The 13,661-nt window shown below is 44.5% G+C and carries 11 protein-coding genes; 2 read left to right on the top strand and 9 right to left on the bottom strand.

Features of this window, described 5'->3' with window-relative positions; all coding sequences use genetic code 11:
• Positions 1 to 61: 61 nt before the first annotated feature.
• On the top strand, positions 62 to 1,591 hold the full coding sequence (putP, locus tag A28LD_RS03745) for a sodium/proline symporter PutP (protein WP_007419734.1): 1,530 nt from the start codon (positions 62 to 64) through the stop codon (positions 1,589 to 1,591).
• 95 nt (positions 1,592 to 1,686) lie between these two features.
• On the opposite strand, the gene rssA is transcribed toward putP, so the two are convergent.
• From rssA to A28LD_RS03725, 4 genes are all read right to left on the bottom strand, one after another.
• A complete protein-coding gene (gene rssA / locus A28LD_RS03740; RefSeq protein ID WP_007419733.1) occupies positions 1,687 to 2,673 on the bottom strand; it encodes a patatin-like phospholipase RssA in 987 nt (328 codons plus the stop codon).
• A gap of 13 nt (positions 2,674 to 2,686) precedes the next feature.
• A complete protein-coding gene (locus tag A28LD_RS03735; RefSeq protein WP_007419732.1) occupies positions 2,687 to 4,498 on the bottom strand; it encodes a DUF885 domain-containing protein in 1,812 nt (603 codons plus the stop codon).
• A gap of 164 nt (positions 4,499 to 4,662) precedes the next feature.
• Positions 4,663 to 5,715 carry a recombinase RecA gene (recA, locus tag A28LD_RS03730; RefSeq protein WP_007419731.1) on the bottom strand — a complete coding sequence of 351 codons (1,053 nt, stop codon included), beginning with the start codon at positions 5,713 to 5,715 and terminating at the stop codon, positions 4,663 to 4,665.
• 116 nt (positions 5,716 to 5,831) lie between these two features.
• Positions 5,832 to 6,335 (bottom strand): CinA family protein, encoded by a 504-nt coding sequence (locus tag A28LD_RS03725; protein ID WP_007419730.1) that lies wholly within the window; start codon positions 6,333 to 6,335, stop codon positions 5,832 to 5,834.
• 115 nt (positions 6,336 to 6,450) lie between these two features.
• On the opposite strand from A28LD_RS03725, the gene mutS reads away from it, so the two are divergent.
• Positions 6,451 to 9,108 (top strand): DNA mismatch repair protein MutS, encoded by a 2,658-nt coding sequence (gene mutS / locus A28LD_RS03720; RefSeq protein ID WP_007419729.1) that lies wholly within the window; start codon positions 6,451 to 6,453, stop codon positions 9,106 to 9,108.
• Here mutS and rpoS read toward each other — a convergent pair.
• The 5 genes from rpoS to truD form a co-directional block, all read right to left on the bottom strand.
• Complete coding sequence (gene rpoS / locus A28LD_RS03715; RefSeq protein ID WP_007419728.1) at positions 9,105 to 10,100, bottom strand: RNA polymerase sigma factor RpoS; 996 nt, start codon at positions 10,098 to 10,100, stop codon at positions 9,105 to 9,107. The two genes, mutS and rpoS, sit on opposite strands and share 4 nt — an antisense overlap.
• Before the next feature lie 32 nt (positions 10,101 to 10,132).
• The gene (locus A28LD_RS03710; protein WP_139043513.1) at positions 10,133 to 10,993 is read right to left on the bottom strand and encodes a peptidoglycan DD-metalloendopeptidase family protein; all 861 of its coding nucleotides are present in this window, start codon (positions 10,991 to 10,993) and stop codon (positions 10,133 to 10,135) included.
• Between the two features lie 164 nt (positions 10,994 to 11,157).
• Positions 11,158 to 11,799 carry a protein-L-isoaspartate(D-aspartate) O-methyltransferase gene (locus A28LD_RS03705; protein WP_007419726.1) on the bottom strand — a complete coding sequence of 214 codons (642 nt, stop codon included), beginning with the start codon at positions 11,797 to 11,799 and terminating at the stop codon, positions 11,158 to 11,160.
• A complete protein-coding gene (gene surE / locus A28LD_RS03700; protein ID WP_007419725.1) occupies positions 11,796 to 12,545 on the bottom strand; it encodes a 5'/3'-nucleotidase SurE in 750 nt (249 codons plus the stop codon). The genes A28LD_RS03705 and surE overlap by 4 nt, the downstream gene beginning before the upstream one ends.
• Positions 12,526 to 13,653, bottom strand: coding sequence for a tRNA pseudouridine(13) synthase TruD (gene truD / locus A28LD_RS03695; RefSeq protein WP_007419724.1), 1,128 nt, complete (start codon positions 13,651 to 13,653; stop codon positions 12,526 to 12,528). Before truD ends, surE begins: the two co-directional genes overlap by 20 nt.
• Positions 13,654 to 13,661: the final 8 nt, after the last annotated feature.

Here is a 13,661-nt window from a genome sequence, read left to right as displayed (position 1 = left end):
ACATTTCATCTGATATGAAACCAATAATAACTAGAACGCGAATATAAATAGGAGTCTTATTGTGGAAACGGGAACGCTAATATCTTTAGCCATATACCTAGCCGCTATGCTTGGCATTGGTGTTTATGGTTATTTCAAATCAACCAGCGATTTATCTGATTATATGCTTGGTGGACGGCGATTAGGTCCAGGTGTAACGGCCTTATCGGCAGGCGCCTCAGATATGAGTGGTTGGATGTTAATGGGTTTACCTGGCGCATTCTATGTAGCTGGTTTTTCTGAAGTATGGTTGGCCATTGGTTTAGTTGTTGGTGCCTACGTTAATTATCGCGTTGTAGCACCTCGCTTGCGCATGTATACCTACATGGCAAAAGATTCCATTACTATCCCAGATTTCTTTGAAAATCGCTTTGCCGATTCCTCACGCCTGCTACGTTTAGTATCGGCTGTGGTAATTATTGTTTTCTTCACGTTATACACATCTTCTGGGCTAGTAGCCGGCGGTACCTTATTTGAGAACGCCTTTGGTATGGATTACCACTGGGGCCTTATCTTAACTGCTGGTGTTGTGGTTGCTTATACCTTGATCGGTGGGTTCCTTGCCGTAAGCATGACCGATTTCGTGCAAGGCTGCATAATGTTCATTGCCTTGATTATGGTTCCTGTGGCTGCCTTTATGATTTTGGGTGGAACAGAGCCGGTAACAACTGAAGTGGCCAAGTTGAGCCCCGCTATGCTTGACCCATTCTATGGTGCTACATTCTTAGGTATTATATCGCTACTAGCTTGGGGTTTAGGCTACTTTGGCCAGCCCCATATTATTGTGCGTTTTATGGCGATTAGATCAGTTCGTGATTTCAAGGTAGCACGCCGAATCGGTATGACGTGGATGACCGTTGCGATTATAGGTGCAATGCTTACCGGCCTTGCCGGTGCCGCCTATGTGCAAATAGAGGGCGGTAGTTTAGTAGGAAACCCATACATGAACGCCGATGGTAGCCTATCTAACCCTGAAACTATCTTTATTGTACTTTCGCAAATACTGTTCCATCCACTTGTAGGTGGCTTCCTACTTGCGGCTATTTTAGCAGCGATTATGAGTACTATCTCTTCACAGTTATTGGTAACGTCAAGCGCGCTAACTCAGGATTTCTATAAGAGTTTCTTGCAAAAAGATGCCAGCGATAAAATGCAGGTTGCCGTCGGTCGGATATCGGTATTTGCCGTAGCTGTTGTAGCTATTGGGTTATCTTGGGTGCCTCGCGATACTATCTTAGGCTTAGTCGGTAACGCGTGGGCTGGCTTTGGTGCCGCATTCGGCCCGCTGATCATTCTCAGCCTGTACTGGAAGAAAATGAACCGCTGGGGTGCGCTTGCGGGTATGGTAGTAGGTGCAATAACCGTTTTATTCTGGATTTATGTACCTGTTGCTGGTGCTCCGTTAAGCAGCCATCTGTATGAAATGGTTCCGGGTGTTATTCTTGCTACCCTTGCTATAGTAATCGTTTCTCGATTAACCCAAGATCCAAGTAGTGCAATTCAAAGCCAGTTTGATGATATGAAAGTTGAGATGGGGAAAAACCCTGATTAACTTAATTTAGCTGGAGCATAAACCAACAAAGCCACGCATGTAGCGTGGCTTTGTTTATTAGAACTAGGTACTACGTTACGGATAGTATTGGCTGTTTATGCAGGGTTTGGCCCCTCGTTGCGGCGCTTTTGCATAATCCGTAACTCTTCCATGATTAACGGTTTCATTTTCATTGTTGTTTCATAGCCTAAATCAATAGCATGAGCACCATGATCAAACTCAAGTAAACCTATCTCGCCTAATTTTGGTTGCACGAGGATATCCGGTGGGTCACCAGCCATCCGAGCTTTGGTAATACGCTCTTGCATGATATCGATAGAACCAGCCATAACGCCAAGCATGCCAGGTGAACGTGGTTGCCGATTGAACTTAGTGCGTATTTGGTCCATGTAAAGTTGGCTTTTCGCTAAGAAACCTTGAAACATTCCTGGGTCGTCTGGGTCATCAACTTCATTTTTAGCATCTGTTGCCGCTTGATCACCTGAGCTATCAGGCGATAAATTATGTGCAGGTTCCTCATTATCTACATGTACTTGGGAATTCAAATGTACAGCAATCACAAAATCTGCCTCGAGTGCACGAGCCAGCGACACCGGAACTGGATTTACCAAGGCACCATCAACCAACCATCGGCCGTTGAAAGATTTCGGCGATAACAAACCCGGCATTGCACAACTTGCCCGTGCCACTGAAAACAGATCACCTTTTCGCAGCCAGATTTCTTTGCCTGTGTAGAGATCGGTTGCTACGGCACCATAACGGCATTTCAAATTCTCGATATTCAAAGTACCGAAACGCTCTCGAGCATGATTAAACACCCGCTCCCCAGAAACCATACCACCGCTATTAAAGCCAAAATCAAGCAAGTTAAATACAGCCCAGCGGTCCATATCACGAACCCATTGCTCTACTTCCGTTAATTTTCCAGCAGCATATGCACCACCTACCAATGAGCCTATAGATGTTCCTGTAACCACCTGTACGTTTATGCCCATATCATCGAGTGCACGTAAAACACCAATGTGCGCCCAACCACGTGCAGCGCCAGAACCAAGCGCAACGCCAACTACTACCTCATTCATATCTGCTGTTCCTCTATTGTTGCTGAGCAACCCACTGTTCAATTTGCACCTCTAATACTGATAACGGTAACGCACCGTTGCGTAAAACCTGACGATGAAACTCCCGTACATCGAACTCACTACCGAGTTCAGTTTCTACGAAAGTACGTAGCTCATGAATCTTTAACTGACCAATTTTATAAGCAAGCGCTTGGCCCGGTAGCGCCATAAAACGTTCGGCCTCAGATACTGCTCGCGCTTCGGCAACCGGAGCATTAGCATACATGTAATCTAGAACTTGTTGACGACTCCAGCCTTTACTGTGAATACCAGTATCAACTACTAATCGAATAGCACGCCAAAGCTCTGCTATATACGCTCCGTAACGATCGTAAGGTGTGTAAACTCCTAATTCATCGCCAAGCGATTCTGCATACAAGCCCCATCCTTCGATAAAAGCTGTTTCACCGCCAAAGCGTCGAAAATCTGGGAGGTTTTCCATTTCTCGCTGCAGCGCAAGCTGATAATGATGCCCAGGAATAGCCTCGTGCAAAGTTAGAGCAGCCTTCGCCCAGGTTGGCCGTGCTGGCAGATTATATGTATTCAAATAGAATACACCCGGCCGGGAACCATCTTCAGAAGGAACTGAGTAACTACCTGAACTGGCACTGCGCTCGCGAAACTCTTCTATTTTACGAATTTCATATCCAGCTTTCGGTAACATATCAGCAAAAAATAGGCGTTCACTTCGCTCTTCAACAGACGCCGCAAATGCTTGGTAATCAGCAAGCATCTCCTCGCGGCTGCCATAATGGAATTGTGCATCATCACGAGTGAAAGCAAAGAATTCATGCAAGCTTCCGTTGAAGCCAACATCATTCATCACACCGTTTATTTCCCCGTGAATTCGTGCTACCTCGGCAAGCCCAATGTTGTGTATTTCATCAGGAGTTAAATCTGTTGTGGTTCGCCAACGAACATTATAGGCATACCAATCGTTACCACCTGGAACCCCGCTCAGGCCATAACTTTCGGTACGCGCTTCCGGTAAGTATTCATTTTCGACGAAATCACGGAGTTGTTGATAAGCAGGTAACACTTCCTCGGTAATAAGATCGCTGTACAGCTGGCTTAATTCAAGCGAATCCTGTTCAGAAAAACTTTCCGGAAGGTTATTAATCGGTTGAAAAAACAAACTATTGGCAACATCATCAACCAAGTGAGCATCAATTTGGTCTAACGCGCGCTCCATAAGTATCCGTGGCTGAGTAATATCTTGATTCATGCCTTCGCGCATGTTTCTTATCACACCATTCAATACACCTGGGATCGCGCGCATTCTCTCGGCCCACATTTCATAATCATGGCGAGTATTGAATGGTTGCGATGATGTACCAGAGCCAAGCATCGCTAACTGATTCGCGATATTATAAAACTGGTTTAGGGGCATTAAATGCGAGGGATGCTTAAGGGCTTCTATTGACATCTCCCGATCTCGTACAAATATTTGGTAACTCAGTTTAGCCTGCTCTGGTAACAGATCGATATTAAAACGCTTTACTGAATTTAAATATTCGTCCTCCAACATACGCTTGCGTTCAATATGTTCAGAGCTCAATGTATCAGGTAATAAGTTATTATATTGATACTCACCTAAAGCTGTTGCACGCAAAGGCTCTAGCTCTATCGCAGCTGCAAAATACTCATCATAAAGCGCGTTTAATTGTGCCACCGAATCATTTACTTGTGTTTGTGTGGGCTTCTGAGGCTCTGGGCTACAGGCTGTTAAGGCCAACAGCACGGAAGAACAAGTTGCGATTATGATTAATCGAGATTTGCTGATCATATGATACTTATCCAAACTGGTATTTACGTTTATTATTCTCAACTATCAGAATGACACAAAGCGTGTTTTTCATCTATACAGTTCCCTTAAAAACAACAATAAAAAAAAGGATAAAGCCAATGCTCTACCCTTTTCCTGTTAACTTTAAATTATTTATCCGTAATTTAATCTTTCAATTCTTCTTCCACTGCCATTAAAGCCGGATCTTCAGCCGATTCAGTTGGCTTGAGCAATAACATATCACGTAGTTGCTGTTCAATTTCAACCGCTATTTTGCTGTTATCAGATAAGAATTTCATTGAGTTAGCTTTACCTTGACCAATCTTATCGCCTTTATAACTATACCAAGCACCCGCTTTCTCAACGAGTTTATGCTTCACACCCAAATCTATCAGCTCGCCTTCTTTCGAGATTCCTTTACCGTACATGATTTGGAAATCAGCTTGCTTAAATGGTGGCGCTACTTTGTTTTTAACCACTTTCACTCGAGTTTCGTTACCAACAATCTCATCACCTTCTTTCAACGCGCCGGTACGGCGAATATCTAAACGTACAGAGGCGTAAAACTTCAGTGCATTACCACCTGTAGTGGTTTCAGGGTTACCAAACATAACGCCAATTTTCATTCGAATTTGGTTGATGAAGATAACCATGGTGTTTGATTTTTTAATATTTGCGGTAAGCTTCCGAAGAGCTTGCGACATTAAGCGCGCTTGTAAGCCCATATGGGAATCACCCATCTCGCCTTCAATTTCAGCTTTCGGTGTTAATGCTGCTACTGAATCGACAATTACTACATCAACTGCGGCAGAGCGCACTAACATATCGCAGATTTCTAATGCCTGCTCGCCAGTATCCGGTTGCGAAACCAACAACTCATTAATATTTACGCCAAGATTCTCTGCATAAATTGGATCTAACGCATGCTCAGCATCAACGAATGCACATGTTTTACCTTGTTTTTGTGCTTCAGCAATCACTTGTAATGTAAGCGTTGTTTTACCACTTGATTCTGGACCAAAAATTTCAACAACACGGCCACATGGCAAACCACCAATTCCTAATGCAATATCTAAACTCAACGATCCCGTTGAAATAGCTTCAACGTCCATAGCGCGGTTATCACCAAGACGCATAATTGCGCCCTTACCGAATTGACGTTCGATTTGACCTAAGGCTGCCGTGAGTGCTTTTTGTTTATTTTCGTTAGTTGCCATGCTGAGCTCCAAGTTCGCTGCATAAGATATCTAGTAGTATACTGTGTATACATACAGTATCAAGCTTGATCGCTTATTTCTTACAAAAAATTTCTTTTTTTATAGCTATCATATTGTTAATTAACAATATAATCGGTTATCGTTTTTAGCGCATAAGCCACTGTTTGTTGCCTAATCTGATCACGATCGCCGTTAAAGTACTGGATATCGGTCCATGTATTTTCAGCAACCGAAAAACCAAAACAAACCATACCAACCGGTTTCTCAGCACTCCCGCCCGATGGCCCGGCAATACCCGTAGTGCTTACGCCAACGGCTACGCCCAATAACTTACAAACGCCTTTCGCCATTGCAGCGGCGCACTCAGGTGATACCGCTCCAAAGTTGCTTAGGAGGTTATCTGAAACGCCTAAAAGGTTAGATTTCATTGCGTTACTGTAACTAACTATACCGCCCTCAAACCAACCGGAACTACCCGATAAATCAGTACAAGCTGCAGCAATACCACCGCCAGTGCAGGATTCGGCTGTAGCTAACATCCAGCCACGTTTTTGTAAGCTTTCGCTTAATGCTTTCATTATTTCGTTATCAAATGATTTTGCTTGGTATTTTGTTATCATTGGCTACCTTAGAGTGAAGCTTATCTCTGATTCTATTCATATTTATTACTGAAAATTAACGGATAAGCGCATAGAATTAACATTCACACATTTGTACAAAAAATTATAGGCATTTATGGCTGATTCAGCATCCAAACATACTCCGATGATGCAGCAGTATCTCGCGATTAAAGCCGAGCATCCAGATATCTTGCTATTTTATCGAATGGGCGATTTTTATGAGTTATTTTTTGACGATGCCCAGCGTGCTGCAGATCTACTTGATATTACGCTTACCCAACGCGGGCAATCAGGCGGCAATGCCATTCCTATGGCCGGCGTTCCTTACCATGCAGTAGAAGGATATCTTGCGCGTTTAATAAAGCTTGGCGAATCGGTGGCAATTTGCGAGCAGGTTGGTGATCCTGCTACTAGCAAAGGCCCTGTAGAACGAAAAGTAATGCGCATCGTAACGCCAGGTACTGTTAGTGATGAAGCTTTATTAGAGCCCTTCCAAGAAAATCTATTAGTAGCAATTGCTGAGCTAAGCAACAAAAGTTGGGGGCTATCAGCTGTTGATATCACCAGCGGCCGCTTTTTTCTATCAAGCCACACCAATACAGATGCTCTAATTAGTGAGCTCGAACGCTTACAGCCGGCAGAATTGCTTTATCCTGAAAGCTTAAGTTTACCCGCTAGTATCAAAGTTATGAACGGCCTGCGGCGTAGGCCTGATTGGGAGTTTTCTGCTGATAGCGCCGAGCAAGCCCTACTTCGACAGTTCGGCACCCACGATTTATCTGGCTTTGGCTTAGATGCTAATCATGCTGGTATTGGTGCAGCAGGATGTGTTTTACAGTACATAAAAGATACCCAGCGCTCTGCATTGCCACACTTGCAAAAAATTCAGCAAGAATTTGCGCGTGATGCCATTCATCTTGATAGCGTTACCCGCCGTAATTTAGAGCTCACCAAAAACCTGCAAGGTACGAGTACCCATACCCTAGCTTCAGTGATCGATCAAACCAAAACCCCCATGGGAAGCCGTTTGTTACAACGTTGGTTGCACCGTCCTTTACGTAATATTGATCGCTTGCAACAACGCTTGCAGGTTGTAGCCGCTTTAAAAGAAACAGGTGCATGGCAAGCGCTACAGCTATGCTTGCGTGATATCGGCGATCTTGAGCGGATTTTGGCGCGGGTAGCGCTGCAAACAGCTCGCCCTAGAGATTTAACACGTTTACGTAATGCCCTTTCTTTGCTACCAACAATAAACCAGCATATTCGTGAATATAATCTTGCCAATGTGTGCCCTGAATTTAATATCTTTGAATCAATTCACCATCTTTTGGCGCAATCAATTAATGATAATCCACCAGTGCTAATTCGTGATGGCGGGGTTATTCGCGAAGGCTATCATTCTGATCTCGATCATTATCGAGAGCTAAGTGCTGGCGGAAACGCAGAATTAGAACAATTAGCACAACGAGAACGAGTGCGCACCGGTATTCAAAATTTAAAAATCGGCTACAACAAAGTACACGGTTTTTATATCGAATTGAGCCGCTTAGCCGCAGATCGGGTTCCACCAGAGTACCAACGCAGGCAAACTCTTAAAAATGCCGAGCGTTATATTATTCCTGAGCTGAAAGAATTTGAAGAACAGGTGTTACAAAGCCAAAGCCGCTCGTTAGCACTTGAAAAGCAGTTGTACCAAAGCATTCTCAACGAGCTGCAAAAACCTCTTGGTGAGCTACAAGCAACGTCTTACCGCTTAGCCGAACTTGATGTATTCGCGTGCTTCAGTGAGCGGGCTACTACTTTAAATTATGTTCAGCCAAAATTTACCTCAGCAAATGAGCTCCATATCGACGCTGGCCGTCACCCAGTGGTTGAAGCATTTTCAGAAACTCCCTTTATTGCAAACGATGTACACTTTGATAAAACAAAACGCTTAAAGATAATTACCGGTCCAAACATGGGTGGAAAATCTACCTACATGCGGCAAACAGCGATTATTGCGTTGCTCGCTCATACCGGGTCATTTGTACCAGCAAAATCAGCAACAATGGGGCCTATAGATAGAATTTTTACCCGCATTGGTGCCGCCGACGAACTAGCATCGGGCCGTTCTACATTTATGGTGGAAATGACAGAAACCGCAAATATACTGCACAATGCAAGTGCGAATTCATTAGTATTAATGGACGAAATTGGCCGTGGAACATCTACTTACGATGGCCTTGCATTAGCTTGGGCGAGTGCGGAGGCTCTCGCTGAAAAAGAGGCAATGACGCTATTTGCAACACACTATTTCGAGCTTACCCAACTGGCAGAGCTATTACCTTTTACCGCTAACATTCATGTTGATGCCACCGAGCATGGCGATACTGTAGCTTTCCAGTATCATATGCGCCAAGGGCCAGCCAGCCGCAGTTTCGGCTTGCAGGTTGCGCGTTTAGCAGGGGTTCCTGAACCTGTGTTACAAAGGGCAAAATTAAGGTTGGCTTCGCTAGAAAGAGCGGATGAAAATGGCCCTGATAAAACTATTTCGCAAATTAATGAAAAGGCGGTACTAACCGAGGAAGCGGTACAACTGCCGACAAATGCACGCCAACGCATTAGCAATAATGAAGAACAGGGTAAGCTCGCATTTGAGCCAGAAATTGAACACCGCAGTGAGCCCGATCCCAGAATAGCGATGCTTGATACCCACAATCCCGATGAGCTAACACCCAAGCAAGCGCTTGAATTGCTCTATGATTTAAAACAACTGAAACCTACGAGTAATTAATCATCAGAGAAAACAGAATCGTTTGAAAGCCCCTGCTGTATCATCACTTCTTTCAAGCGCCGCAATGCTTCAACTTGTATCTGCCTAACCCGTTCGCGGGTAAGGCCTATTTCTTTGCCAACTTCTTCAAGCGTTGCAGGTTCATAGCCTAAGAGCCCAAATCGGCGCGCGAGCACTTCTTTTTGTTTCGTATTTAGCGCTTCTAGCCACACCATCAAGCGTTCGCGTAAATCATCATCTTGCAGAATACCTTCTGGGCTACCGGAAACTTCATCGGCAATAATATCTAATAAACCTTTTTCGCCATCACCGGCTAATGGCGTATCAACAGATGCAATGCGCTCGTTCAAGCGTAGCATCTTGTTCACATCTTCCACAGGTAAGTTCAAACTGAAGGCTATATCTTCGGCAGTAGGCTCGTGTTCGAGCTTTTGCGCTAATTCACGAGCTGCTCGTAGGTAGATATTTAGTTCTTTAACAACATGAATAGGCAGGCGAATAGTGCGTGTTTGATTCATAATAGCGCGTTCTATGGTTTGCCGAATCCACCAAGTTGCGTAGGTTGAGAAGCGAAAGCCTCGCTCAGGATCAAACTTTTCTACTGCTCTAATCAATCCAAGGTTGCCCTCTTCGATTAAATCAAGCAGTGCTAAACCTCTATTATGGTAACGGCGAGCAATCTTAACTACTAAGCGCAAGTTACTTTCAATCATTCGCTGACGAGCTTTGGCATCACCTTTTAAAGCTTTACGCGAGAAGAAAACCTCTTCTTCCGCGGTAAGCAGCGGAGAAAAACCAATTTCGCTCAAATACATTTGAGTGGCATCAAGTTTACGCTGATATTTGGCTTTTGAAGCTAACGCTTCTTCAAGCTCAGCATCAATTTCTTCGCCATCTTTATCTACTAAGCTACTCTCATCAACTGAAAATTCCAAATCATCAGCAACTTCAGTTTCATCATTATCTTGATCACTTTTTTCCTTGTCGCGCATGCTCTCTACTCCTAAACACTTCCTTTTTACCATCACCGGCGTGGTAAATAATTCTCCGGGTTTACCGAATTACCGCGGAAGCGAAGCTCAAACCTCAAGCGAACATCGTCTCTTCCGCTACTGCCCATGGTTGCTATTTGCTGCCCAGCTTCAACCCACTGTTGTTCTGCTACCATAAGTTGATCGTTGTGCCCATAAGCAGTGATATAATCATCATTATGTTTCAAAATTATTAACTGCCCATAACCCCGTAATGCAGTACCAACATAAACCACCCTACCAGGCGCTGCTGCAATTACAGAATCGCCTCTCCGCCCACTAAACTCCATACCTTGCCCACCCGTTTCATGGGTGGAAAAACGCCTTGTAACCCTTGCTTGTGAGGGCCAGCGCCATCGGATATCAGCTGTTGCAACGGTTCGCTGACGGGGAACGCTAGCTGCTACAGCAGGTGGTTGTTTTGTATCATTTTCCGTGGGTGATATCGTACTACCATACTCTCTAGAAGAATTAGTGGCAACAGGTGTGGTTATAACATTTGTATCGGATGTAGCGGAATTGTTATTCCGATTATTTCTAGCTACAGCCGTTCTGCTCGTTTCCGCTCGCAAGCGGAGCTCTTGGCCAACATAGATTGTGTAAGGTTCGCTAAGGTTGTTTAAGCGTGCTATATCACGCAGATCCATATTTGCACGAAACGCAATCGCGTACAAAGTTTCACCGCGTTGAACTGTATATACATCGCTGGAAAGAGATGCACGTTGATAATCATGAAAGGTTGAACCTCGGTAAACTGATTCTACCGGAGCGGGTGTGTGCGGTGAACTACAGCCAACGAGGGTGAGTAGAAAAGCAAAAGCTACAAATACCGGTATCCTACATGAAAAATGCATTGTGGGTTGTAGCCTTCGCAGTATCCTTAGCATAGCGGCCTTGCTCCCTGAATTTTAACTAATTATTAGCATTTTATTGAATGAAATCTACCAAAATAACCGTAGCAGCCCCCACTAGAAAAGCCACCGGAATCACGCATGGTGTAAATACCATGCATCGGCCTTCAAGCTAAATCACCTTTTAATAAGGGCACAAAGCGAACCGAACCTTCGCTCTTTTGTTGAAATTCATCACCATTGCGCTCCACTAATAACAATTCTTGTGTATGCTCGCCTACCGGAATTACCAGCCTACCGCCATCTTCACTGAGCTGCGTAATTAAATCTTCTGGCACATGAGCGGCTGCCGCAGTAACAATAATGGCATCGAAAGGTGCTTTGCTCGGCCAGCCCTGCCAACCATCTCCGTGGCGCATGGATATATTATGTAGATCCATGCGCTGCAACCGTCGGTTCGCCTGATACTGTAATGTGCTTATTCGCTCAACCGAATACACATGAGCAACCAATTTAGCAAGTACCGCTGTTTGATAACCCGAACCGGTGCCAATCTCGAGCACTTTTCTCGGTGCATTTTTCATTATCAAGCTGGTCATCTTCGCAACCATAAACGGTTGAGAAATAGTTTGGCCGTTGCCAATCGGTAACGCATTGTTATCGTAAGCTTGATGCGCAAGTGATTCGGGCATAAATTCATGCCTCGGTAACTGCTCCATTACCGCCAGCACCTGCTCATCATCAATACCAAGATCTCTAAGCTTCTTTACCAGCTTGCGAGCCATTCCCTGATGGTTGTTTACTCTCATTTTGTTTTATCTAACCACTTTTGCACACGTTCTTCATCATCACGTGCTGTCATATCAACTGTTAATGGTGTAATCGATACATAGCCTTCACGTACAGCGGCGAAATCGGTACCCGGCCCATCATCTCGCTGTGGCCCCACCAAACCATACCAAAAAATCTCGCGGCCCCACGGGTCGCTATCGCGCACCATATTTTCAGCACGATGACGACGCCCTAAGCGAGTAAGCTGAGTGCCTTTAATTTCGCTAAATGGCACATAAGGTACATTCACATTCAGCACAAAATCCGATTGTAACGGCTCTTTTTGTAGTTTTTTGATTAGATCAGCTACTACCTGTGCCGCAGTTTCGTAATAATCATGGCCGTGTTCACCCATAGAAACCGCAATTGCCGGCAACCCAACAAAGCGCCCCTCAGTAGCCGCAGCCACAGTGCCAGAGTAAATTACATCATCACCCATATTCGGTGCGTCATTGATGCCTGAAACCACTAAATCCGGCGCTTCACCCAAAGGCGAATTAGTACCAATATGCACGCAATCGGTGGGCGTTCCATTTACCGAAAAAAAGCCATTTTCTAACTGTTCAACACGAAGTGGGCTGTGCAAGGTTAGCGAATTACTTGCACCTGAACAGTTTCGATCAGGTGCTATAACGGTAACATCAGCAATATCTTTTAATGCTTGATACAACGCCGCCAAACCTGGAGCGCGCACACCATCGTCGTTACTGAGTAGAATTCTCATCTTTCGCCTCATTAAATTCTTTACGTTCACCGCTAACAAAATCACCGAGTTCCGCTAATAAAGCGGTGGCAAAAGTACCCGTAGGTAATGTGAAGCTTAACGCCACAACACCCTCTTCTTGCAACTCCCATACGAATTTCTCAGGCTGCAAAAATAAAACTCGGCGTTCTTGCTTCAAACGTGCTTTGCGCAACCCATCAGTAAATTCTGGCCACTTAACCATTACTGCTTGCTCGAATGCTGCTGAAACACCTGTAGCTAAAATCTCACCATCACCATACAAAGGCCCAGTAATCTGGATATCTGCACTTGTTACACGACCTTCAATTTCTGCATCAATTTCTGCCGCAGTAAAAAAGGAATGGCTGCCACTAAGCATGAATACATCACCGGTAAGCAATGTATCGCTATGTTCAATCATGCGTGCGCTCAAATAATGATTAAATAACCAAGAGCGTGCTGAAGATAGCAAGATACCACGCAAATCACGATTTTTGATGCGTTTACCCGCAAACATAGCTAAAACTTGAGTTAAATTCTGCCGCTCTATACCAAATCGCTGCTCTCCAAAATAATTCGGCACACCGTTAGCAATCAAAGCTAAGCGCTGCTCTAACAATTCCATATCATCGATATCACGTAAAACAACACGAAACTCATTTGCTTTATGCACACCTCTTCGCAGCTTTCGATGGCTACGAATATGCTCAATTAGCCGCACTGAGCCAGAAGGAAAACTTTCCGTAATGCAGGTTTGCCAATCTGGCTCCGCTAATGCTGGAAGCTCTACAGAGAACCATTGGCGAGTAATACCGAAGCGATCTTTCATACCGGAAAAACTAACATCACGCGCCGAGATACCCACATAGCGCGCTATATTTTTTGCTACTTGCGCAGTGTTCACGCCTTCTTTTTCAAGGAATAGCCAATGGTGTTGGCCTTTCTCTACCGGTTCAGGTGTGAAACCTAAAGTTTCATGAACAATAAAATCACTATGCTGGTGTTTGAACACCCCTTTCGGTACCGCACCTGAATATTTACGTTGCCATTCACCATGCCATTCTTGCGCATTATTAGTTGAGTTTGTTGCTTGCGCCGATTGGCTCATTTAATACT

Origin of the sequence: Idiomarina sp. A28L (assembly GCF_000218785.1) — a bacterium.
Lineage (GTDB): Bacteria > Pseudomonadota > Gammaproteobacteria > Enterobacterales > Alteromonadaceae > Aliidiomarina.
The sequence above is the reverse complement of the archived record's forward strand: the minus strand, read 5'-3'. Positions and strand labels throughout refer to the sequence as shown.